The organism is Bradyrhizobium sp. STM 3843 (genome assembly GCF_000239815.1).
Classification (GTDB): domain Bacteria; phylum Pseudomonadota; class Alphaproteobacteria; order Rhizobiales; family Xanthobacteraceae; genus Bradyrhizobium.
On record NZ_CAFK01000310.1, the window covers coordinates 21,507 to 42,345 of the forward strand.

At 61.4% G+C, this 20,839-nt stretch carries 20 protein-coding genes; 10 read left to right on the forward strand and 10 right to left on the reverse strand.

What is annotated here, in order from left to right:
* Positions 1-21: 21 nt before the first annotated feature.
* From BRAS3843_RS33085 to BRAS3843_RS33115, 8 genes are all read right to left on the reverse strand, one after another.
* Positions 22-1,125: a hydrogenase small subunit gene (locus BRAS3843_RS33085; RefSeq protein ID WP_008973579.1), complete on the reverse strand. Its 1,104-nt coding sequence runs from the start codon at positions 1,123-1,125 to the stop codon at positions 22-24.
* A gap of 244 nt (positions 1,126-1,369) precedes the next feature.
* On the reverse strand, positions 1,370-2,809 hold the full coding sequence (locus BRAS3843_RS33090) for a nickel-dependent hydrogenase large subunit (RefSeq protein ID WP_008973580.1): 1,440 nt from the start codon (positions 2,807-2,809) through the stop codon (positions 1,370-1,372).
* Entirely contained in the window at positions 2,806-3,822 is a 1,017-nt protein-coding gene (locus BRAS3843_RS33095; RefSeq protein ID WP_008973581.1) for an uptake hydrogenase accessory protein HupU, read from the reverse strand. The genes BRAS3843_RS33090 and BRAS3843_RS33095 overlap by 4 nt, the downstream gene beginning before the upstream one ends.
* A 53-nt stretch (positions 3,823-3,875) precedes the next feature.
* Positions 3,876-5,012, reverse strand: coding sequence for a HoxN/HupN/NixA family nickel/cobalt transporter (locus tag BRAS3843_RS33100; protein ID WP_008973582.1), 1,137 nt, complete (start codon positions 5,010-5,012; stop codon positions 3,876-3,878).
* A gap of 214 nt (positions 5,013-5,226) precedes the next feature.
* The gene (locus tag BRAS3843_RS40040) at positions 5,227-5,493 is read right to left on the reverse strand and encodes a DUF3551 domain-containing protein (protein ID WP_083841486.1); all 267 of its coding nucleotides are present in this window, start codon (positions 5,491-5,493) and stop codon (positions 5,227-5,229) included.
* Positions 5,494-6,010: 517 nt separating this feature from the next.
* Positions 6,011-6,646 (reverse strand): response regulator transcription factor, encoded by a 636-nt coding sequence (locus BRAS3843_RS33105; RefSeq protein ID WP_008973584.1) that lies wholly within the window; start codon positions 6,644-6,646, stop codon positions 6,011-6,013.
* A gap of 184 nt (positions 6,647-6,830) precedes the next feature.
* Positions 6,831-7,460, reverse strand: a complete 630-nt coding sequence (locus tag BRAS3843_RS33110) for a response regulator transcription factor (RefSeq protein ID WP_008973585.1) — start codon at positions 7,458-7,460, stop codon at positions 6,831-6,833.
* 71 nt (positions 7,461-7,531) lie between these two features.
* Positions 7,532-8,698 (reverse strand): ATP-binding protein, encoded by a 1,167-nt coding sequence (locus BRAS3843_RS33115; protein ID WP_244425534.1) that lies wholly within the window; start codon positions 8,696-8,698, stop codon positions 7,532-7,534.
* Positions 8,699-9,605: 907 nt separating this feature from the next.
* Here BRAS3843_RS33115 and BRAS3843_RS33120 point away from each other — a divergent pair.
* The 3 genes from BRAS3843_RS33120 (at position 9,606) to BRAS3843_RS33130 (ending at position 10,958) form a co-directional block, all read left to right on the forward strand.
* Positions 9,606-9,923: a hypothetical protein gene (locus tag BRAS3843_RS33120; protein WP_035983630.1), complete on the forward strand. Its 318-nt coding sequence runs from the start codon at positions 9,606-9,608 to the stop codon at positions 9,921-9,923.
* A 64-nt stretch (positions 9,924-9,987) separates the two neighbouring features.
* Positions 9,988-10,398 (forward strand): hypothetical protein, encoded by a 411-nt coding sequence (locus BRAS3843_RS33125; protein ID WP_008973589.1) that lies wholly within the window; start codon positions 9,988-9,990, stop codon positions 10,396-10,398.
* 56 nt (positions 10,399-10,454) lie between these two features.
* Positions 10,455-10,958, forward strand: coding sequence for a DUF1269 domain-containing protein (locus BRAS3843_RS33130; RefSeq protein ID WP_008973590.1), 504 nt, complete (start codon positions 10,455-10,457; stop codon positions 10,956-10,958).
* 23 nt (positions 10,959-10,981) lie between these two features.
* Here BRAS3843_RS33130 and BRAS3843_RS33135 read toward each other — a convergent pair whose 3' ends face one another.
* Both BRAS3843_RS33135 and BRAS3843_RS41765 read right to left on the reverse strand, forming a co-directional pair.
* Positions 10,982-11,695 (reverse strand): Bax inhibitor-1/YccA family protein, encoded by a 714-nt coding sequence (locus tag BRAS3843_RS33135; RefSeq protein ID WP_008973591.1) that lies wholly within the window; start codon positions 11,693-11,695, stop codon positions 10,982-10,984.
* 266 nt (positions 11,696-11,961) lie between these two features.
* The gene (locus tag BRAS3843_RS41765) at positions 11,962-12,135 is read right to left on the reverse strand and encodes a hypothetical protein (RefSeq protein ID WP_008973592.1); all 174 of its coding nucleotides are present in this window, start codon (positions 12,133-12,135) and stop codon (positions 11,962-11,964) included.
* A 652-nt stretch (positions 12,136-12,787) separates the two neighbouring features.
* On the opposite strand from BRAS3843_RS41765, the gene BRAS3843_RS33145 reads away from it, so the two are divergent.
* The 7 genes from BRAS3843_RS33145 to BRAS3843_RS33175 all read left to right on the forward strand — a co-directional run bounded on the left by BRAS3843_RS33145 (position 12,788) and on the right by BRAS3843_RS33175 (position 20,823).
* Positions 12,788-13,909 carry an AI-2E family transporter gene (locus BRAS3843_RS33145; RefSeq protein ID WP_008973593.1) on the forward strand — a complete coding sequence of 374 codons (1,122 nt, stop codon included), beginning with the start codon at positions 12,788-12,790 and terminating at the stop codon, positions 13,907-13,909.
* A complete protein-coding gene (locus BRAS3843_RS33150) occupies positions 13,906-14,502 on the forward strand; it encodes a hypothetical protein (RefSeq protein ID WP_008973594.1) in 597 nt (198 codons plus the stop codon). Before BRAS3843_RS33145 ends, BRAS3843_RS33150 begins: the two co-directional genes overlap by 4 nt.
* Before the next feature lie 52 nt (positions 14,503-14,554).
* Positions 14,555-14,989 (forward strand): DUF992 domain-containing protein, encoded by a 435-nt coding sequence (locus BRAS3843_RS33155; protein ID WP_244425537.1) that lies wholly within the window; start codon positions 14,555-14,557, stop codon positions 14,987-14,989.
* Between the two features lie 144 nt (positions 14,990-15,133).
* Positions 15,134-15,688 carry an HdeD family acid-resistance protein gene (locus BRAS3843_RS33160; protein ID WP_008973596.1) on the forward strand — a complete coding sequence of 185 codons (555 nt, stop codon included), beginning with the start codon at positions 15,134-15,136 and terminating at the stop codon, positions 15,686-15,688.
* A 269-nt stretch (positions 15,689-15,957) separates the two neighbouring features.
* Positions 15,958-16,335, forward strand: a complete 378-nt coding sequence (locus BRAS3843_RS33165) for a hypothetical protein (protein ID WP_244425535.1) — start codon at positions 15,958-15,960, stop codon at positions 16,333-16,335.
* Between the two features lie 70 nt (positions 16,336-16,405).
* Complete coding sequence (locus BRAS3843_RS33170) at positions 16,406-17,674, forward strand: efflux RND transporter periplasmic adaptor subunit (RefSeq protein ID WP_008973599.1); 1,269 nt, start codon at positions 16,406-16,408, stop codon at positions 17,672-17,674.
* Entirely contained in the window at positions 17,671-20,823 is a 3,153-nt protein-coding gene (locus BRAS3843_RS33175) for an efflux RND transporter permease subunit (protein WP_008973600.1), read from the forward strand. Before BRAS3843_RS33170 ends, BRAS3843_RS33175 begins: the two co-directional genes overlap by 4 nt.
* Positions 20,824-20,839: the final 16 nt, after the last annotated feature.

The following is a 20,839-nucleotide window of genomic DNA, read 5'->3' on the forward strand; positions in this document are numbered from 1 at the left end:
CGTTACCTGCCCTGAAGAGAATTAGTTGTCCTGCCCGACGTTTTGTTTGGCGTCGTCACGCTTGGTCGCGAGCCGCTTCACGGCGGTGACCGCCGCATGCGCGGCGACGGCGGCGCCGACCGCGCCGGCCGCGACCATGCCGACCTCGTCCGCATTGTGCTCGATGCCGAACTGCTTGATCGTGGTAAGGCGATCATAGAACGAGCCCTTGTCCCAGAAGCCGTCCTCCGAGCAGCCGATGCAGCCGTGACCGGATTGGATCGGGAACGAGACGCCGCCGTTCCAGCGCACCGTCGAGCAGGCGTTGTAGGTGGTCGGTCCCTTGCAGCCCATCTTGTAGAGACAGAAGCCCTTGCGCGCGGCCTCGTCGTCCCATTCCTCCACGAACTGGCCGGCGTCGAAATGCGGCCGGCGATAGCATTTGTCGTGGATGCGCTGGGAATAGAACATCTTCGGCCGCCCCTGCCGGTCGAGCTCGGGCAGCTTGCCAAAGGTCGTGATGAAGGTGACGACGCCGGTCATCACTTCCGCGATCGGCGGGCAGCCCGGCACCTTGATGATCGGCTTGTTGGTGATGACCTTGTCGATCGGAGTGGCCTGGGTGGGATTGGGCTTTGCGGCCTGCACGCAGCCCCAGGAGGCGCAGGCACCCCAGGCGATGATCGCCATCGCATCCTCGGCCATCAGCTTGAGTTTCTCGACGAACGGCTTGCCGCCGTCGATGCAGAACATGCCGCCTTCGTTCAGCGGCGGATTGCCTTCCACCGCGAGCACATACTGGCCCTTGTACTTGGCGCGGGTCTCTTCGAGAATCTCCTCGGCCTGATGGCCGGCCGCCGCCATGATCGTATCGTCGTAGTCGAGCGAGATCATCGACAGCACGGCATCCTTCACCAGGGGATGCGCAGAACGGATGAAGCTTTCCGAGCAGCAGGTGCATTCGAGCCCGTGCATCCAGATCACGGGAATGCGCGGCTTGGTCTCGAGCGCGTTGGCGATGCGGCTCGCTGCCAGCGGGCCGAGTCCCAGGCTCGTTGCGGTCAGGCTGCAGAATTTATGAAAGCTGCGTCGCGTGATGCCCTGGCGCCTGATCACGCTGTAAAAAGTTTCCGTTGCCGCGCCCATGAGCCCTCCCTTGATGATTGCTTTGGCGACCGCGACTGGTCGCTGTTCGGGAAGGCAGACAGCAAGAAGCAGGCCAGGATCAATTGCAACTTTAAATCAGAATGATTCCAAGCGCTTGAAGACGAGGCGCGGTCTCAAACCGGTGTCGCGGGCGTCTCATCACGGCGGAAGCGGAAACAACCGACTTTGCAGTCGACAACGAAGTTTCCGGCACACCGCCCAAGCATCGCGCGGCGCCACAACTTCAATGCGCAGTGCACACCATGCAGGGATCGAACGAGCGCACCACGTGCTGGACGCCGACCGCGCGCGCGCCGGCGTCGCCAACCTCCGTCCCGACCAGCGCCTGCTCGAGCGGCCCGGCAACGCCATCGGCATCGCGCGGCGAGAAATTCCAGCTGGTCGGCGCGATGATCTGATAGCGCTCGATCTTGCCGTGGTGGACTGCGAGCCAATGGCCAAGGCTGCCGCGCGCCGCTTCGACCAGACCGACAGAGTGACCATCGGAGATGTCGCGGGCGTTGACACAGAACGGCTCGTTGAGCCGCAGCGCCTTGACCCAGCTTTCGATCGCAACCGCAAGACGTGCCGTCTCGATCAGCCGGGCGATCACGCGGTTGCGGACATTGCTGCCGCTCTCTGCAACGAGCGCGGCAATCAGCGATTGGCCGTCAATGGCCTGCCGCGCCAGTGCGCCGACCTCGACCGGCTGGCCAGCCAGCCGTGGCGCCTTGCACCAGCTATACGCACCCGGCTTATCGGCATCCGGCACGGTCGAGCTCTCTGCCGGATCGAGCGAGGTGTCCCGCATCCAGGCGTGCGAGACGTCCTCGGTGATCTGACCGAGCGGGAGCGGCGCGACTTGCGCGGACGAGCTGAGGACGCCTGCGCGGAAATGCGCGCCCTCCTGATCATGGTAGGCGCCAAAGCTCATCAGGCGCCCCGTACCCTTGCCGAGATCGGCGAGCGCAAGCGCGTCAGCAATCCGCAGGAAATGCGCGAAATCGCCACCGCGGCCCTCGCGCCAGCGGTCGAGCTCATGCGCGCTGGACAGCGCCAACACATTCTCCAGCCTATCGGCAAACACAACACGCTCGAGAAAGCCACGGAACGCGGCCGCAATCGAGGTCAGCCGGATACGTTCGCCGAGCTCGATCGCCCGCGTCGTGCCGCCCGGCTGGAAGGCGAGGCTATGTGGCCATTTGCCGGCGATCACGCCCATGATCTCCAGCAGCCGCGCACGGGCAGGCAGCGCCTCACGCGCGGCGCTGCCATGCGTCGCCTTGAAACGTTCTGTGGCCGGAGCATGCCAGGCTTGTGCCGCATAAGCTTCGCGCGCGAAGTCAGGCATGAAGAACACATAGAAATGCGTCAGATGGTCGGCGGCGTTCTCCGCCGCATGCGCGATATTGGTCGCGAGCAGGCCGTTGGGCGCAGCGTCCACGGCCATCGCGGCCCGCAATGCAGCCGCAGCGGCGACCGACTGCGAGACCGAGCAGATGCCGCAGATGCGCGGGGCGATCACCAGCGCGTCGAGCGGCGGACGCCCCTCCAGGATCTGCTCGAAGCCGCGGTAAAGCGGCGCGGTCACCTCGGCCCGCGCCACCCGCCCATCTGCGATATCGAGGCGCACCTCGAGGTCGCCCTCGACACGATTGAACGGGCCGACCGTGATCCGGGTCATGGCGCGCGTTTGCCGCTGGGCCGGGTCGGCGGCACCACGACATGGTCCGACGTCGCATTGACCCGCACGCGCCGCGGGGTTGCGGATTTCGACAGGGCCGCGAGCGCAACGAACCAGGCCTTCGGCATGTCAGTCGGCAGGCCGACCGGGATGCCGGCAAGCTTGGCCGTCTCCAGATAATTTTGCGCCGCCTCGAAGCCCGGCGATGTGCAGGCAATGCAGGCATAGCCACCCTTGGTGCAGGAGCCTCCGCCATTCCAGGAGCGCTGATTGCAGTCGCCGACGGCTTGCGTCGCCCGACACCCGAGATGCTCCATCAGGCAGCCGCGCTCGGACATCGCTTCGGCGCTGGCCTTGAACTCATAGAATTCGTTGCGCGAGCAGCCGTGATGCGCGAGATGATTGGCGATGAATTTCGGCCGGCCATATCCGTCGAGATCGCCGGACGCGAGATCACCACTGCCAAGTGCCAACAAGGTTTCCATGATCCAGCCGGGATGCGGCGCGCATCCCGCGATGTTGATCGCCGGCAGCCCGCGGCGCGACCGGAAGCCGCCCCCCAGCGCGCCGCCGCTGTCAGTGCCCTCGAACTGCAGCCCGACCGCATCGGTCGGATTGGAGCCGGCGGCCGGAATTCCACCATAGGCGGCACAGCTGCCGACCGCGACCACATAATCGGCGAGCGGCGCGAGTTCTGAGACCCAATGATAGATTGAACGGTTGGTGCCGGCGAGCATGTTGAAACGCCCGGTCAGGTCAGGCCCACGCGCGACCGAACCTTCGAGCACAAGAACATCGAGCCGCTCACGTCCGTCGCGAACGGCTTCCAGGATATCCAGCGCCTCTGCGCCGGTCTCCTCGCTGACCGAGGGATGCCACAGAAGCTCGATGCCGGATTGCCTCAGCTCATCGAACCAGCCGGATGCGCCGCTCTCCAGGATCGACATGGTACATCCGCCGCAGCTCGCCCCCTGCAGCCAGAGCATCTTCATCTTCCGATCGGACAAGGCCATCTCCGGGCGTCTTCAACTCATCTGGCGCGCGATCGCCACCAAAAGGACGGGGATCACGGCGCGAGCTTGTGATTTTGCGCTTCTGTCGGAACGCTGGCAAGCACCGCTCCGTCGGGATGGCGTCGGTGACATTCGACCGCGCTCGCGGCGGTATCCCGCCCCCGGTTGATCAACATCGATCCGATCCAGACCGCGCCGAGCAAACCGATCACGACAATCCCGAGATCGGCGAGATGGGCGTTGAGATCGCCAACCACATCCCACACGCTGCCCACGAGGCCGAACCGCGTACCCAACAGCTGAGCCGCTTCGATGCCACCAATGACAAAGGCAACCGTGACGGATGCCGCTGTTATCGCCAGATTGTAGCGAAGCTTGCGATGCGGATCCGTCAGCGCCCATCGATAGGCAGCGGTCATCAGCACGCTGTCAGCGGCATCGACCGTTGCCATGGCCGCAGCGAACAACGCCGGGAACACCAGAACATGCAAGAGCGATGTTCCACGTGCGGCCTCCGTCGCCGATAGGCTCAACAGGCCGATCTCGCTCGCGGTATCGAATCCAAGGCCGAACACGAGACCGAGCGGATACATGTGCCACGGGCGGCTCACCATACGGAGCAGCGGCCTTAACACGCGGACCAGGAAGCCACGTTGCGGATCGGCCGAACTGATCGCGACAACGTTGCGCGCGCTCTGGTCAGACTGCCGCAGCGAGCGAAACTTACGCCAGAGGTCGAACAAAACGACCAGATTGGCCGAAGCGATCAGCAGCAGGAACGCGGCGGAAACCGACGTGCCAACGGCGCTGCCGAACAACCTGATCAGGCTGTCGCCATCAGCCAAGCCTATCGTCGCCATGCTTGCCAGCAGGATGGTGGCCGCGACCACGACGCTGGAATGGCCGAGCGCGAAATAGAGGCCACTGGCACGCGGCATCTCGCCCGCATGCATTAGTTTCCTGACAACGTTATCGATCGCGGCGATGTGGTCGGCATCGACGGCATGGCGCAGGCCGAGCAGCCAGGCCAGCAGCGCGGTGCCGACGACAGCAGGCCGCTCCGAATACAGCGCGAACGCCCAGGCCCAGGCAAGGCCGTTGGCGATCAGGAGCCCGCCGGCCAGGGCAGCCGGACCGGTGGTCCTGTCGCGCAGCCTACGTGCCGGATGATCATTGGCAAGAATCGTCATACTCTGCTGAGAGCAAGTCCCGCGCCATTCGGTCCGTGCCAAAATTCCGTGGATCTTCAACGGCGGCGGGCGGCTGACTGAGGCCATGTTGGCACGTCGTGGCAAGCCGCTTACCAGCCGCCGACGGCCGCCCTGGCGAGATGGACCTGCACATCACTCAGACCATCACGGACAAGACCCCTACGGACAGGCCATTGTGCCCAACGAATTATCGCTAGCCTTGTCGCGGTCCCGCAAACGTGTGTCGCGGGTTCCTGCCGCAGCGGGCGTTAGTCCCAGATGCGGCTGCCAGACACTGGCTGCGAGTCGCGAATTGACAGTTCCCGGGATAGCCCCATCGCCTTCCTTGCAGACAGTATCGATCCTGTATGCCGGAGGTCGCCCGCGTAACACGGTCACGCGCCTGACCTGGTGAACTCGAGGTCGCAATCGCAACAAGGCCAATCGCAAACAATGAAGCGAATAGAATGTGGCCGCGCATGGCACAACTCCCGGTCTCGGACTACAAGGCGAGCCGTCGGCCAATCGTGCGGCATGATCGAGCATTTCAGCTACTACTCGATTGATCTGCCGTGACGATCGTGCACGTCGGCGCGATCGGCCTTCGACACGGAAATCCACCTAACACCGATGCTGGAAGTTGGCGATGCGGGTTTTACCCGGGCCCGGATCGGGACAAGTCCACCTTCGGGTCATGACCTTTACTTAGTGTTCTGGGAGTGTGCAGCGGATTCGACGGCGCTCCCGCTTTCAGTCCGGTTGGATCGTGCTTTTGCGCAGCATTTCCGTTGACTCGGCCCAAGCTTGCGTCCTGGTGCCTGACGTGGAGTTCCCGGGGGTCACGCCCCAGCGAAGCGCGCCCACTCATAGTTTCAGCTCTCGACCATGAGGTTAATACCGGATGTTCGGGACCGTTCCGACGGGGCATGGTCTACCAATGAGAGGAGCCTGTCCTCCCAAGACTGGCCCACCCTCAGGTGGGCATTTTTTTGATAGCTTCAGGGCTCGATCAATTTCTTGCGGATCGCATAGCGTACCAGCTCGGCCGTCGTCGACGTGCGAAGCTTGTGCATCGCCGATGCTCGGTGGGTTTCGACGGTCTTTATGCTGAGTTTCAAGATCGAGCCGATGGATTTGTTGGTGTATCCCTCCGCGATCAGCTGAACCACACTCTGCTCTCGCGGAGTGAGAAGCGTTGATGACCGGTTCTGCTGGTGGAGCTGGTAGTCGCTAAGCAATTTCTCCAGCAACACTCCGGTGAAGTAAGGCCTTCCCTCCAACAGAGCCTCGATCGCCGAAATGAGATGCTTGCTGGCGTCCGATTTCAACAGGAAACCGCGAGCTCCCGTCAGAAGAGCCTCGGTCAGAATCTCCTCGTCTTCGTGCATCGTGAGAAGCAGCACCTGCGAAGGGAGATGGAGCGCCTTGATGCGCCGGCTCACTTCCAACCCGTTCATCAAAGGCATCGAATAGTCGACGATGACAATGTCCGGCCTCGTCTTCGCAGACAATGCCACTGCCTGCTCGCCGTCAATCGCGTCTCCACTTACGGTCCAATCGGGTCGTGCCTGAATGATCGCACGAAGTCCCGAGCGTACCACCTCATGATCATCCGCGATCAATATCCGTTTCACAGCGTCGCCCCGTATACCGGCGCCGCAATCATTGCCGGTTGTCTGCAGATTCAAGCGGGCAGGTCGACAGCGTACTGATCGGTCTTCCAGCGACCATTACGCAAAACCCGAGGAATCTCGCAGGAAATGTATTGAGATCGCGCACGCCGTCCCGCCTAAACACCGGCGCGACACGAGCGCCCCGTTACGGTTCCACGAGGTTGGCGCGTACTGCGTATCGAACCAGGCCTGCCGTCGAGTTGACTTCCAGCTTGCGCATTGCGGCCGCGCGATGCGCTTCGGTGGTCTTGACGCTGAGGTCCAGCATGGCGCTGATACGCTTGTTGGTATAGCCCTCCGCGACCAGCTTCACAACCAGCCGCTCTCGCGGCGAGAGGTGATGATACCTGTGCTTGTCTTCACCCAAACTGCCGTTCAGCTCGCTCGCGCAACTGTCCGTGCAGAATGCCTTGTGCACCAGAAGCGACTCGACCGCAGCCAGCAAGAGCTTGTTGGCATCTGATTTCAACAGGAACGCGCGCGCCCCCGCCTGGAACGCCTGCTGCGCAAGTAGACCTGAATTGTGCACGGTGAAGATGAGAATCTCCGTGTGCATGCGATATTCCTTGATGCGCCGCGCAACCTCCACCCCCGTCATGCGCGGCATGGAGAAATCGAGTATCGCGACATGGGGCTGGCTTGCGACGGCCGCGGCAAGAGCCTTGCTGCCGTCGTTCGCCTCCGCAACGACTTCCCAGCCGGGGTGCTGTTCCAGGACAGCCCGCAGTCCCGAACGGACCGCTTCGTGATCATCCGCAATGAGAAAACGCTTCATGGTGAGGCAACTCCAAACTCGTACCGCTTCGCGCGATCCAATCGGTGCCCAAACGCGATGTCCCCGTCTGACTATCGATCCACCATTTCGTTCATGGCCTGCTTGCGCGAAAGCTGATGATTGCGGCGGCCTTTGACCGAGCGCGCCACATGTCCCCGGGGAAATGCCGCGCGCAGGATAGTACCGGACTGCCCCCCTTTCCGAGAATAGATCTCGAGCATACCTCCCATCTGCTGCAGCCTCGCCTGCATTGCGGGAATTCCGACGCCGAGTGATTTTGTTTTGGAGTGATACCCGGCCCTGGCAAGAGCCGGGATGCCGCGCCCATTGTCGGTTACGCTCAGCTCGAAATGCTTACCGACCACCTCGATGGCAACGTCGACCGCAGTTGCTTTCGCGTGACGGAAGACGTTCGTCAGGGCTTCTTGAATGACTCGCAGCAGCGACCGCTGCGTTTCATAAGGCAGCCGATCGACGCTGGGCACAATCCGAGCGCTGACATCCAACGACGTGCGTGCGGCAAAGCCCTCGGCATAGTGTTCAACCGTCGTCCTCAACCCGGAGGCCGCGAGGTTTTGCGGGTGCAACAGATAGGTAAATGTCCGGATTTCCCTCAAGGCGCGATCGATCGAGGCGTTGATATCGTCGTAAATCTGCTCGGCCTCGGCCGATTGGCTCAAACAGCTTCGTATCCGCATCAGACCGAGGCTCGCAGCAACCAAATGCTGACAGGTCGAGTCGTGCAGATCGGACGCGATCCGCTGCTGGATGTCCTCCTGAATGGAAGCTAACCGGGCGGTTATGCCTGTATCGTCCCGATCCATCTCCAGGGCGCCTTGCGCCGGCTCTTCACTCGCGACGCGATGGCTCCCGATCAATCGGGTGATGTTGCCCGTCAGCGGATCGCACATCGGCGCTACGACTGTCTCGATGTTTCGCGGAACTCCACCGAGCGCTAGCCGATGACGCAGACGTGTTTCGTTGCCTTGGGCGAGACAGGCATCCAGGACCTGATAGACGGACCTGGCATCTTCTGTCCCCATACAGTCGCTGACGGCCATCTCCCGGATCTCTTCTGAAGCGATCCCAATAAGCGCTTCGAACGCCGGGTTTATAGCTTCGTAGACGAAACGGCCCCCATATGATGGGCGCACGACGAAGAGAAGCTCTCGAGCGAACTTCCAGTACAGCCGTTCCTTGGTGTCCTGGGCGTCAATCTGGGCCTCGATGCGCGCCAAGTTCAGGACACTGGATCCACCAGCCCCCCTGGCAGAAGCGTTGTCAGACCTCACGGTACACACTCCGCTTATGACCTTCCAACTTGGAAAGTCCATTCCTGCCCCGGAACTACTCCAGTATACACCGTCGGTTAAGTTATACCATAGGTCGATTCATCTTTCAGTTGAGATCGCGGTTTTGTGTAATGAGTCACGCGCAACGGAGGCGGAGCTCGCTGCACTGCTCAAATGCTATGGAAACAAAACTAAAATGCGTTTCGTCGAAGCCCAGGACCGATGGGTGCTCTAGTCCGTGGAGTGAATTTTTGTTCCATGATTATACTGAGTTAAGCTTCTTTTGGTCTGAATAACACCTATCAATACTTGGCAACGCTGTCCCTCACTCCTCAGGATACTACCTTAGGGTGAATTATCAAATTTTTTGGAGTGCGACAGCGGACTGCACAGGGGCGTTTACGGCAACAACAAGTGGCTGGTTCCGTTGGTTCCGATGCCGGATTTCCGGGGAACTCAAGCCGACCATGCTGCCTGCGCCCGATCGGCCCTAACCAGAGTGTGCTGTCTGCCAACTCAGGCGAGCGTGATGAAGGCAATTCGCCCGGCGAAAAGTTGGCGGAGATGATGCCTCAGCCGAGACACGAGACATGAGTCTCATCACCAGATTCATAGGAGATTCCTTAGCCTTGATCGGGCAACCACCCGATATCTGTGTCAGATGAGGAGCGTAATGTTAGACGCGAAGCAGGATTGGAAGACGGCGTTCTGGTCGCGTACGCCTAAGCTCACCAGTTCTGATCACGACGGCGCCGCGCCTTGGCCGCACTCGGCAAACGCGCTCCGACCGGCCGTCCTCGACAAACGTAGATGTGCGTACCCTCCTCGACCCCAACACAGCTGAAAGTTGCACATGCCGCGCTTTTACTTTGACCTCTATTTCGATCGCTACGTCGTGCTCGATCCGGGCGGAATGCCATTCGAGCACAACGCGGGCGCGCAGGTCGCAGCGCTACAAATGGCGCGCGATCTTGCGATCATCCACTCCGAGCTACGGAACGGTCGTGGCTGGATACGCGTCAGAGACGAGAAGCGACACGAAATCCAGCGCTTCCCAATCGACGTAGACCCTGGTTCCGCATGGTTGATGGCCACACGGGAGCCAACGGCGAGAGTTACGAGCCGCAGCCGCTCCTCACACGAAGAAGATCCTTCCAATCGTCAATTTTGAGTTCTCGCTCCGATCGAGCCGATCTGACGGGGACATTGTTGTTTCTCGTTCTTGGAGATGTTCAATGGGAGAGGCCGCAGTCCTCGTCGCCGTCACAGGCTTTGCTGTCGGCACGATGTTTCCGATCACTGCTCTGCTCCCATTTCTGTTTGTGGTATTGATGGCTTCGATCCTGTTTTCGGTACATCGAGATTTATCGCTCTTCCATACGGCATTGGTCATCATCCTCGCGCAAGCCATCATTCAATACGGCTATTGTCTCGGCGTTGTCGTACGATTCGCTCTGATAGACCGTGGTCGCGGGCGGCGTCCCGAGAGAGACAATTCACGGATCTGGCAACCACGATTTTTCGATGAACCTGCCAGATCTCGCTCGCGAGTCGCTGACGCGAGTCATCCCAAGATCCATCCGCCCGCCCCGGGGGTTTCCACCGATGTCGGCAATGCGAAACCGCGCGTTAAGGTGCGCGACTGACGTGCTATGAGCGGCCCGACGCAAGCTGACCAAATCTCGATCAGCAGGAGGTCTCCATGTCCGATCTGGTGGCGATCGTATATCCAACCGAGGCGGAAGCCGAACGGGTGCGTGAGCGCCTCCTCCAGCTGCAGAAGGAGTACCTGATAACGATCAGCGACGCGGTGGTGGCCGTGAAGACCGATGCGGGCAGCATCAGGCTCAATCAGCTCGTCAATACCACCACGATGGGGGCGATCACGGGCAGTTTCTGGGGGTTGTTGGTCGGAGTGCTCTTTCTCAATCCGATTTTCGGCGTCGCAGTCGGCGCCGCATCAGGAGCGCTCGGCGGTGCCCTTTCGGATTTCGGCATCGACGACTCGTTCATGAAGCAGCTCGCAATGACGATCCAACCCGGAAACGCCGCGCTGTTCGTCCTGATCAAGAACATGACTGCGGACAAGGTGCTCAAGGAAATCAAGGACGCCGGAGGAGTCGTTCTGAAAACATCTCTGGATGAGACCAAGGAAAAGGCTCTCCGCGACGCGCTCGCGAGCGTCGCGGCCAGGCCGGCGGCCTGAGCCGGTGAACTCGGTTTTGCGCTCTAGCGGCGACTGCCGACCAGACGCAGCAGCATCATGAACATATTGAGGAAGTTGAGATAGAGCGACAGCGCGGCGATCACCGACTTGCGGCCGGCGGCGGTCTCATCGTCCCTGCCGTCGTACATCGCCTTGATGCGCTGCGTATCATAGGCAGTCAGACCGGCGAAGACGCCGATTCCGATGACCGAGATCAACCAGTCCAGTCCGGTCGATCGCAGGAAGAGATTGACTACCGTTGCGATAATGATTCCGATCAGACCCATGAACAGGAAGGTCCCCAGCCCGGACAGGTCCCGGCTGGTGGTATATCCAAAGACGCTGAGCGCTCCGAACATTGCCGCTGCGATGAAGAAGACTCGCGTGATCGAAGAGGCGGTATAGATGTGAAGCAGCGTCGAGACTGACACGCCCACCAGGGCGGCGTAGGTAAAGAACAGCCACCGTGCGGCCGTCGCCGACAACGTATTGATGCGCGAGCTGATGAAGAACACCAAGGCCAAAGGCGCCAAAATGAAGATCCACATCAGGGGGCTCTGAAGCAATGCCGGACCGGTCAGCTGATAGCTCAACCATGCGACAAGAGCGGTCAGTCCGACGCCCGCAGCCATGAAGTTGTAGACTCCGAGCATGTAGCCGTGCAGACCGGCATCCGCAGCAAGGTCGTGGCTGCCGATCGTGCCAGAACCCAGTGAATTTTGATCGTAGTTGGACATAGCCCGTCTCCTCCCGGTACCACTGACGAGGCGTGAACGTCGACGGTATTGCCGGGAGCATCTTGCGGGATATTGGAAAATCACCCGAGCGCCTGCGGCGAAAACCACCCGATCATTTCGCAGCCTTTGACAGAAGAACGCGCCGATCAATCGGCCGCCATGGCTTGCCATTACGAAAGAGTAACCCCGGAGGCGGACGCCCTAATCCAAATTGGGGATATTCCCTTACACGTTTGTCACTGGAACCTGCTCCGCATCCGCCCTATTCAGCGCGGATGCGATACTTCTTTCACATCGTCGATAGATACGGCCTGTGTCAGGACAGGATCGGATTCGAGTGCGCCACCCGGCGCGCCGCGGTTAGGCATGCCGAACGCATCGCCGCCGAACTGGCGAGGGCCGGCGAGTTTCTTCGTGGCGGCGCTGTCCTTGTGACCCATGGCGCCGCATCGGGCGCGGATGTCGGAGCGGAACCCGGATGCTGCGGCCATCTGGGAAAACTGGGCAGCGATGGCGGGCGCGCGGTACTGCCCTGACGTCCTACAGAGAATCCCGGATAGGCGACCGGAAGAGGCCCCCACAAGATCAGCCGGCTGGATGGCCGCGTATTGGTATGTTCTGCCCGCGGTGCCTCCGCGATCGACGGAAGAAGGCCATCACGCGCCATGGCACCTGCATCGCATGAGGTCGATCAGAAGCTCTCCCGCCTTGCGCCCATCGCGCGGCTGGATGTAGCATTCTCGCACTGCCGACCTGGTTCCACTGAAAAAGTTCTGCGTTCGCCGGCCCTCCACATGGAGGCACGCATGACCATTCGTCTTGTTTGCGGACTTCTGATCGCAGGCGCATTGGCCGCAACTGCGGCTCCAACGCCCTCCGTTGCGGAAGCGAATAGCCCAAGCGCATCTGCGCCAACGGACGCGGCGCGGGTCGCTAATCCCCATAAGCATCGATATTGGCGCCATCGCGGCGGAAGGCATCCGCACTACGGCAGCCGGCGGGTTCGTACCTATGCTCCGAACGACCCGGGACGATAGCTCGCCGACCGCAGAGCTGAACGCCTCGGAATGCATCTGCCGATTTGAGCGATTAATGACTGATACGAAGACGGCCTTGGAACGACTTCGCGAGGACGCCCGACACGATGATCCCGCAAGTCGGCCTGCACATGTCGAATGGCGCGGCCTGTTGACGGCCGGTCTCGGCCTGCTCGCATTCAGCATATGTCTTTTCCTGGTGTGGCAGACCGCTTCGAGCCTGCTCATTATCTTCGCAGGCGTCCTGTTCGCCGCATTTCTGGACGCCGCCGCGAGGACCCTTGCGCCCGTCCTCCCCCTCAATCGAGTCTGGCGGCTGACGCTGGTCGTGCTGCTTCTGGCCGCCGCGTTGACGCTGGGCTTCGTCTGGGGCGCGAGCAAGCTGCCCGAGCAGACGCGGCTGCTCCTCAAGGTCATGGATGAGCAGGTCGACGTCGTCCAGGATCACCTGTTGTCGTTCGGCGTGGACCTGCTGGGCCCGGACGGAGGACGAAACCTCGCCACGTGGCTGTTTCCCGATCACAACAGTCTGTTCAGCCATGCTCAGATGATCCTCGGCGGCGCATCGAGCTTCTTGGTCAACGCTCTGGTCATCCTGTTCCTCGGACTTCTCTTTGCTTTCGATCCGGCCGGCCACCGCGACAGCCTGCTCCTGTTGGTCAAGCCCTCGTACCGGCCCCGCGCGCGCGGGGTTCTCAACGAAATGGGATTGGTTTTGCGGCTGTGGTTCATGGGCCAAGTGGTTCGTATCGTCCTGATGACGCTATGTACCTGGGTCGCGCTCTATCTCGTCGGATTGCCGGGTCCGTTCGTGCTCGGGCTTCAGGCTGGATTGTCGAATTTCGTTCCCTACCTGGGTCCCCTTGTGGCTGCGGTTCCGATTGCGCTTGTGGCGATGCCCTTCGGCGTTTCGGTATTGGCCTGGGCGGTGATCATCTACACCATTATCCAGTCGGTCGAAGGCTATGTGATCGGTCCGCTGATCCAGCGCCAAGCGGTTGAAATTCCACCTGCGTGGACGCTGGTCACGATCGTGCTGCTCGGCGCACTTTTTGGCGTGATGGGTCTGGCGCTTGCGATGCCGCTGGTCGCGATCGGCCGCACCGCGGTGCTCAGATTCTATGTCGAGGACTTTCTTGGTGATGAGGTCAACGCAACCGCGAGGGATGGCCCATGAGCGAGATCGATCTGCAATCGCACGATAGCGTCGCACCCTCGACCAGTCCCGCGAGAGCCAATTTCCTGTGGCAGCAACTGCCGTACATCCTGGCTCTCGTGCTTGCAATCGCAGGCGTCGCCTACACCAACATCTCGCACCGGCCACTCGTCGGCTATTGGGAGTTTCTCTCGCTTGCAATCGCGGCGGTGTGCGTCGTAGCCAAATGGCCCCTGCTTGACAACAAGCAGGCCCAGTTTCGTCTGCTATGGACCCAGGCGCTGCACTGGGTCGCTGTCCTGGTCGCGATGAATATTGTCCTGATTTCCAGCGTCCAACAGCTGCTTCCGACCCCGGCGTCAAGCCTTGTCCTTTTGGTGCTACTGGCGCTCGGCACCTTTCTGGCAGGACTGAGCCTCTTGCTCCCACAGATCTGCTTCCTCGGCGTTGCGATGGCGGCAACCGTTCCGGCGCTGTCCTGGCTGAAGCAGTCGATGATCTTCTTCCTTCTGGCGGCCGTATTGCTGGTCGGACTCGGCATGGCGTTCTGGCTTTACCGCGGCGACCAGCGCGTGGCGGTGTCACCGCGGACCAACGATCAACACGAGTCCTGAGATGCAAATGATACGACCTCTCGGCGCGCTGAGCGTTTCCGCGCTGATCGCGATGAGCTCGGCCGCAGCACAGGGCGAGAGATTCCGGGTCGGCCGCCTCCTGTGCTTCGGCGGGGCGAGAGTTGGCGCCCTCGTTGGATCAACTCAATCCCTTCGTTGCGAATTCTATCGGAGAGGATCGACGACGCGCTACATCTATGACGGACGAATCCAGCGTGTTGGTCTGGACCTTGGCGTCACCGGAGTTGGCGCTCTGTCTTGGGCCGTGTTGGCCAGGAACTCAGGGATTGGCCGCGGCTCCTTGCACGGGAGCTACGTCGGGATAAGCAGCCATGTTGCGCTCGGGCCCGGCCTCGGGGCCAATGTTCTGATCGGAGGGTCGCGCCGAAGTATCGTTCTGCAGCCGCTCTCCCTGGAGCGCAGCATTGGCGTCAATCTCGCCGCGACGGTGACCCGCCTCACGCTCAGCGAGCGAGGCGGGCGATAGCGCATTGACCGTCTACGGCTTCGCCGGGTGGCCGAGACTCCCCCGCGATCGGAACTTCCCATCCCGACGCTCAGGGTTTCGTCGGATGCCGATCATAGGGGCGGCAGCTACCATTGCGTCACCCGGCAATGAAAGGAGGGGTCCATGACTCTCTATAGAAGCTCCACCATTGAGAGCCTGGGTCCACCGCCGCTCTGGGTTTGCACGCTCCTCGGCGTCGTCATGATCCTCGCCGGGTTCTTTGCTCTGAGCGATCTTATGTTCGCTACCATTATCAGCGTCAAGCTGATCGGTCTGACGGCCATTGCGGCCGGCGCGTTCGAGATCATTCACGCCTTCTGGACTAGAGGCTGGGGCGGCTTCCTGTGGCAGATTCTGCTTGGAGCGCTCTATGTCGCATTCGGTCTTACGCTCGTCACCCAACCGGCTTCCGGCGCCCTGGTCCTGACTTATCTCCTGGGCGCACTGCTGTTCGCATCGGGTGCCATTCGATGCGCGCTGAGCTTCGCCCACTGGGCGCAGAACGGTTGGATGATGCTGATTTCCGGCATTTTCGGAATAGCTGCCGGTCTGCTGATCCTATTCGGAATTCCCAATATCAGCCTATGGGCACTTGGATTCCTGCTTGGGGTCGACCTGCTTTCGCATGGTCTGGCTTGGCTGCTTTACGCATTTCAATCCGCGCGAGCAACGGCATAACAAACTAAGGAGAAGAAAATGACCGTTAGATCCCGCCGGGCTGTTCTCGGTCTTGTTGCGCAGGGCGTGGCAGCTAGTGCTGCCGCCGGCATCCTCGGCGCCCGCTTCGTCGAAACGGTCCAGGCCATGCCGATGGCTCCTGATCTTGCACGAACTGAGAGGCAATCGGACCAACTTACGCCGGCGCAGTGGTGGGGCGCACCGCCGGCTCCGGGTTGGGGACGACCGCCCCCTCCCGGCTGGGGACGACCGCCGCCGCGCAGGCGCCGGTGGGTCTGCTGGTGGCATCGAGGCCGACGCCGCTGTGGTTGGCGCTGAGCCGTGCATTTGGAGACTCCATCCGCGCGCAGCAGGTTCATCGTGAACCTCTGCCGGGGTTCCGCAAACCGATGGAGGAAGCCGTGCACGTGACCTACCGGCTCTTTCTGGCGATGCTAGCCACTCTTTTTCTCGTGTTTGCTGCAATCTGGTATATCGCGATGGTGTCGGCCGCGACGCCGCCGATGTCTCTGTACCGCAACGTCATCATGGCAGTGGCCGTGACCGTAATGGCGTTGACCGCTGGTGGCCTGATTGCGCTCATGTTCTACAGCCGCCGCAAGGGCTACGACGAGCCTGCGCGCAGCGATCGGGATTCTCGCATGTGAACCACGAGCTTCCGCCCGGCTTCCGGGGGCGAACTTGGCAACGGCGGCGCCTGAGACGTCAACTCAGGGAATGATCCGGGAACATGCCTTGAGCAAGCAACGAAATATTTGCCTTGCTGAAGTCGCGCTTGTCGCGGGCATCATCGCGGTGGGCGCTGGTGGCGCCGTTCTGGCGCAACCGGCCGCCGCTCCACCTGCGGTCGGCGTCGTGGAAGCGGCCAGGAGGTCGATCACCGAGACCAGCGAATTTCTCGGACGCATCGAGGCGATCAGCCGGGTCAACGTTGTGGCGCGCGTCACGGCGTTTCTCGAAGAGCGTCTGTTCACCGAAGGCGCCGAGGTTCGAAAGGGCGATGAGCTCTATCATCTCGAGCGAGGCCCCTTCGAGGCCGACCTCGCATCGAAGCGGGCGCAGGTTGCTGAGCTGCAGGCAACGCTCGAAAACGCCAAATTGACAACCGAACGTGCCCGCACCCTGCTCGGCGGCCCGGCCGGACAACAATCGACCTACGACGCTGCGATCGCGAGCCAGCGGAGCCTGGAAGCCCAGGTGCAGGCCGCCCAGGCTCAGGTCCAGGCTTCGCAGATCAATCTTGATTACACCACGATCAGGGCACCGATCGACGGGAAGATCGGACGTACGGCGGTGACCGAGGGCAACGTCGTCAGTCCAAACTCCGGGGTGCTCACCACGATCGTCAGCCAGGATCCCATGCACGTCACCTTCCCGGTGCCGCTGCGTCAGGGATTGCAGCTGCGTGAGCGTTACGGGCCGCAGGGCGGCCTGGAAGCCGTTGTCATCAGGCTTCGGCTGCCCGATGGCCGCATGTACGGCCAGTCCGGCAAACTGAATTTCGTCGACAATACGATTGCGCAGAACACGGATACAATCCTGGTGCGCGGCCAGATCGCCAATCCAATCCTGCGCGCCCCTTCAGCTGCCGGTGTCACCGTTCATGAACTCACCGACGGCGAGTTCGTCAGCGTCGAGCTTGAGGGTGTCGAACCGGTCGAGGTGCTGGCGATTCCGCGAGCCGCGGTGCTGTCCGACCAACGGGGCGACTACGTCCTCAAGGTCAGCGAGGACAACAAGGCTGAACAGCGCCGGGTCCAGCTTGGGCAGTCGACCCCCACACTAGCCGCCGTCATCAGCGGCCTTGCGGCCCATGACAGGGTGATCGTTGAAGGGCTGCAACGGGTTCGTCCTGGTCAATCCGTCGCGCCGGGGCCGCCAAGTCCCCAAATTCTGTCGATCATGAAAGCCGGCACGAATGATGGAGCAACGCAAACAGACCACGCCCCCTCCCCCGCGGCGCAGCCGGTGGACAGCAAGCCATGATGTCCGCCGTCTTTATCGACCGCCCCCGCCTGGCGATGGTGATCGCCACCATCATCATCCTCGCCGGCGCGCTGGCGATCATGCAGATCCCGGTCGCACAATTCCCTGATATCGTGCCACCGCAGGTCACGGTTTCCGGTACATTCCCGGGCGCTTCGGCTGAGGTCGTCGAAACCAGTGTCGCTCAACCGCTCGAAGCCCAGGTCATCGGAGTTGATCGCGCGCTCTATATGAAGTCGACCAGCGGCAATGATGGAAGCTACACACTCACCGTCTCGTTCGCGCTTGGCACCAATCCGGATATCAACACGGTCAACGTCAACAATCGCGTTCAGGCCGCGCTGTCGCAATTGCCTACCGAGGTTCAGCAGCAGGGTGTGACGGTCAGGAAGAAATCCTCAGCGATCCTGCAATTCCTGGTGCTGTACAGCTCCGATGATTCACAGGACGCGCTGTTCATCACCAACTATGCCATCATCAACATACTCGATGCAATTGCCAGCACACCCGGCGTCGGGCAGGCGAACCTGTTCACAAAGCTCAACTACTCGATGCGAATCTGGTTCGATTCGAAACGGCTGACGAGCCTCAACCTCACTCCATCCGATGTCATCGCGGCGATCCGCGCTCAAAGCGTGCAGGCGCCGGTCGGGCGCATCGGCGCCCGGCCGATCAGCGATGACCAGCAGTTTCAGTTCAACGTACAGACCTTGGGGCGGCTCGCGACAGTCGACCAATTCGCAAACATTGTGCTCCGCGCCAATCCGGACGGCTCAGCGCTCCTGGTCAAGGACGTTGCCCGCGTCGAAATCGGCGCACAAAATCTGGACAGCGAGGCACGGATCGACGGCCGCGCCGCGGTGCCGATTGCGATCTATTTGGCGCCCGACGCTAATGCGGTGACGACGGCGCAGGCCGTCCACGCTGCCATGGAGCGGCTGTCCAGCCGATTTCCGCCGGGGCTTAGCTATCTCGTCCAATACGACTCCACGAGCTTCGTCCGCGATACGATCACCGAGGTGTTGAGGACCCTTGGCGAGGCGTTCGTGCTGGTGGTCATCGTGGTGTACCTGTTCCTGGGCAGTCTTCGCGCGACCGTGATTCCCGCGATCGCCGTTCCGGTCAGCCTGGTCGGTACTTTCGCCGTCCTGCTCGTACTCGGATATTCGGCCAACACGGTGTCGCTGCTCGCGCTGGTGCTTGCCATCGGGATTGTCGTCGACGACGCCATCGTCGTGGTCGAGAACGTCGAACGCGTGATGGAGGAAGAACCGGAACTTTCTTCCGTCGAGGCCAGCAAGAAGGCGATGATGCAGATCACCGCGCCGATCATTGCGATTACGCTGGTGCTGCTCTCTGTGTTTGTGCCGATCGCGTTCATTCCCGGAATTTCCGGCACGCTGTTTCGCCAATTCGCCGTGACGATCAGCGCAGCCATGATGATTTCCGCGCTGAACGCTCTGACGCTCTCGCCTGCTTTGTGCGCGCTGTTCCTGCGGCACAGCGGCCGGCGTCGCGGCATCATGGGCCGCGTGCTCGGCGGCATCGACTGGTTGCGCGACCAATATAGCGGCGGCGTCCGCCGGCTGATGCGTGTGGCCGGATTATCGGTCCTAATGGTCGCGATATTTGCTGGCGGCATATTCGCGATATCGCGCGTGACACCCACCGGGTTTCTGCCCGAGGAAGACCAAGGCGCGTTCTTCACCTCGGTGCAACTCCCGGATGGTGCCTCGGTCGCGCGCACGAGCGAGGTCACCCGGCAGGTTGAGGGCCTCCTGAAGCAGATGTCGGCCATCGATCATACGCTGGCCATCATCGGCTTTTCGCTGCTCGATGGAGCATCCGAACCAAACAGCGCACTCGTTGTCGCCCGGCTGAAACCATTTGCGGATCGCAGGGCGGCAGCGGATTCTGCACAAGCGCTGATCCGGCATATTTTCGAGGCTGGCACACAGATCAGGCAGGCCAACGTGCTGCCGTTCAACCTGCCCCCTATCATTGGGCTTTCCGTTGGCGGCGGTTTTGAATACCAGCTCCAGGCCTTGGAGGGACAGGATCCAGCCGCGATCTCAAGTGTCACCGGCGCGTTGATTGCCGCTGCCAATGCCGATCCGCGGCTGGCCCGCGTCTTCTCGACCTTCACCGCGACCAATCCCTCGATCTATCTCGATATCGATCGCCGCAAGGCCCAGGCGCTCGGCCTGACGATCACCGACATCTTCGCCGCACTGCAAGCGACGCTTGGCGGCATCTATGTCAACAACTTCAATCTCTATGGCCGCACATGGCAGGTCAACATTCAAGGCGAGGCATTCGATCGCGCGGATATTTCCGACATCTGGCGAGTCTACCTCCGCAACAGCACGGGCCAGATGGTGCCCATCCGATCTTTGGCCGATATCAAGATCGTCACCGGCCCCCAGGTCATCACCCGCTACAACAACTACCGTTCGGTCACCGTGAATGGCAGCCCGGCGCCTGGCGTTTCATCGGGAACTGCACTTGCGGCCATGACGGAGATTTCCAACGCGGTGCTGCCTGCGGGCTACGGTTTTGAATGGACCGGAACCGCCTATCAGGAACAGCAGGCCGCCGGCCAAACAGGCATCGTGCTGATGCTCGCCGTTCTGTTTGCCTATCTCTTCCTGGTGGCGCTCTATGAGAGCACGATCATTCCCGTCCCCGTGCTGCTATCCGTCGTTGTCGGTGTGCTCGGGTCCTATCTCGGCATCAAGATTTCCGGACTCAATCTTGACCTCTACGGCCAGATCGGACTTGTAGTGCTGATTGCGCTCGCCGCCAAGAACGGCATCCTCATCGTCGAGTTTGCGAAGGAGCGGCGCGAGACGGGCACAGCAATCGACGAGGCCGCGATCCAGGGGTCCCATATGCGATTTCGCGCGGTTATGATGACGTCCGTTGCGTTCATCCTGGGACTTCTGCCGCTCGTGTTCGCAACCGGCGCCGCCCAACTCAGCCGCCGCGCCGTCGGCACCGCCGTGTTTGCGGGCATGCTCGCGGCGAGCTCGATTGGGATCTTCATGGTGCCGATGCTCTATGTGACCTTTCAGCGCATGCGCGAGCGGGTGAAGACGGCTTCGAATTCAAGCAGACGGCCGCTCGATGACTCGGCGCCGGCAGAATGACCTCCGGCGCGGCCAC